Origin of the sequence: Protofrankia sp. CiP1_Cm_nod1, assembly GCF_920888515.1 — a bacterium.
Classification (GTDB): domain Bacteria; phylum Actinomycetota; class Actinomycetes; order Frankiales; family Frankiaceae; genus Protofrankia.
Map to the genome: position 1 here is coordinate 1 of NZ_CAKKTM010000357.1, position 1762 is coordinate 1762.

The 1762-nt window shown below is 73.6% G+C and carries 2 protein-coding genes; one reads left to right on the plus strand and one right to left on the minus strand.

Annotated elements, in window-relative coordinates:
- Positions 1-236, plus strand: a 236-nt coding sequence (locus NBX02_RS16175) for an adenosylcobinamide-GDP ribazoletransferase (RefSeq protein WP_250286851.1), incomplete at its 5' end; no start/stop codon positions are given.
- A 183-nt stretch (positions 237-419) separates the two neighbouring features.
- On the opposite strand, the gene NBX02_RS16180 is transcribed toward NBX02_RS16175, so the two are convergent.
- Positions 420-1679, minus strand: coding sequence for a glycine cleavage system aminomethyltransferase GcvT (locus NBX02_RS16180; RefSeq protein ID WP_250292039.1), 1260 nt, complete (start codon positions 1677-1679; stop codon positions 420-422).
- Positions 1680-1762: the final 83 nt, after the last annotated feature.

Genomic DNA, 1762 nt, shown 5'->3' on the forward strand with positions numbered 1-1762 from the left:
CCGCGGGGCTGCTCGACGTCGACGGCGGCGGCCCCGGCCGGGCCGCGCGCGCGGTGGCCGCGGTGGCCGTGGGCACCGCCGTGGGCTGGCTGCTGCGGCGCTACCTCGTCGGCTACCTCGGCGGCATCACCGGGGACGTGCTCGGCGCCCTCGTCGAGATCACGGCGACGGTCACCCTGGTGTTCATGACCCTGGACGCCCCCTACGGCCTGAAACACCGCCTCGGCATCGTCTAGAAAGCGCCGCTCAGGGAGCACGAATCCCATCCACGACCATCCGCACAGGCCATGATCCAGATAATTTTGTCGTTGTGTACGCTTTTTGGCCGCAAAAGCGTACACAACGACAAAATCGTGCCGATCTTCTCCGGTGGCCGGGACGCGCGGCCACCGCACCGCGCCCCGGGAGCGCTGCGGCCCCTACTTCGGGGAGGCGTCGACGAAGGGTGGGCGTACCACCGTCATCGCCGACGGCCGGCCCCGCACGTCCACCCGGACGGTGTCTCCCTCGGCGACGCCGCGGTCGAGCAGGGCGAGGGCGATACCGGTCCGCAACGTCGGCGAGAACGTCCCACTGGTGACCTCGCCCACCCGCTCGCCGGCCAGGTCGTACACGGCCATGTGCGGCCGTGGGATGCCCCGGTCGGTCGAGCGCAGCCCCCACAGCAGCCGCACCGGGCCCGCGCTCCGCTCCGCCAGCAGCGCGTCCCGGCCCCAGAACCGTGGCTTGTCCCAGCCCACCGCCCAGCCGGCCCGCGCCTGCACCGGGGTGATCGAGGGCGAGAGGTCCTGGCCGTGCAGCGGGTAGCCCATCTCGGTCCGCAGGGTGTCGCGGGCGCCGAGGCCACAGGGCCGCACCCCCAGGGACGCCCCGGCCGCCAGCAGCGCGTCCCACACCGCCGGGGCGTCCGCCCACGGCGTCACCAGCTCGAACCCACGCTCGCCGGTGTAACCCGAGCGGCACACGACGATCTCCCGCCGGGAGCCGTCCCCGCCGGCGCCACGCCCGCCGTCCCCGGCACCGCCGGCACCGCCGCCCCCGATGCCCGGGATGGTTCCCGGCCCGCCGGCCGCCCGACCACCCTCCCCCGCGGCCCCCGCGCCGGCCCCCACGCTGGCCGCGTCGGCCTTCACCTCGGCTTTCCACTCGGCCGGCGTGAAGCTCATGTAGGCACCGTCGACCGGCAGGCCGATCGCGGACACCAGCTCCGGCGCGGCCGGCCCCTGGACCGCGATCACGCCGAAGGCCGTGTGCAGATTCTCGACGGTGACCCCCGGCGGGGACGCCGCCGCGAGCCGGCGGACGACCTCCGCGGTGTTGGCCGCGTTGGGGACCAGGAAGACCTCCGACCCGGAATACAGGTAGACGATCAGGTCGTCCACCACCCCGCCGGTCTCCGGGTCGCAGCACAGCGTGTACTGGGCCTGTCCCGGGCCGATCCGGGACAGGCCGTTGGTGAGAGTGGAGTCGACGAAGTCCGCGGCGCCGGGGCCGCGGACCCACGCCTTGCCAAGATGACTGACGTCGAAGATCCCGACCGCGGACCGGACCGCCGCGTGTTCCTTGAGCACACCCCCGCCGGGATACTCGATCGGCATCTCCCATCCGCCGAAGTCGGCCAGCCTGGCGCCGAGCGCCACATGCTGGTCATGCAACGGAGACCGCAACAGCTCACCCATGCTTCGGCAGGCTAGCCCCATGGAGCGGCTCTCGAGCCGCTCCATGGGGACCCCGAGCTCGAGGGCCGGCCACCACCCGGGGG

Coding starts and splice junctions, on each gene's coding strand:
- NBX02_RS16180 (WP_250292039.1), bottom strand. CDS start 1,679: ATGGGTGAGCTGTTGCGGTCTCCGTTGCATGACCAGCATGTGGCGCTC.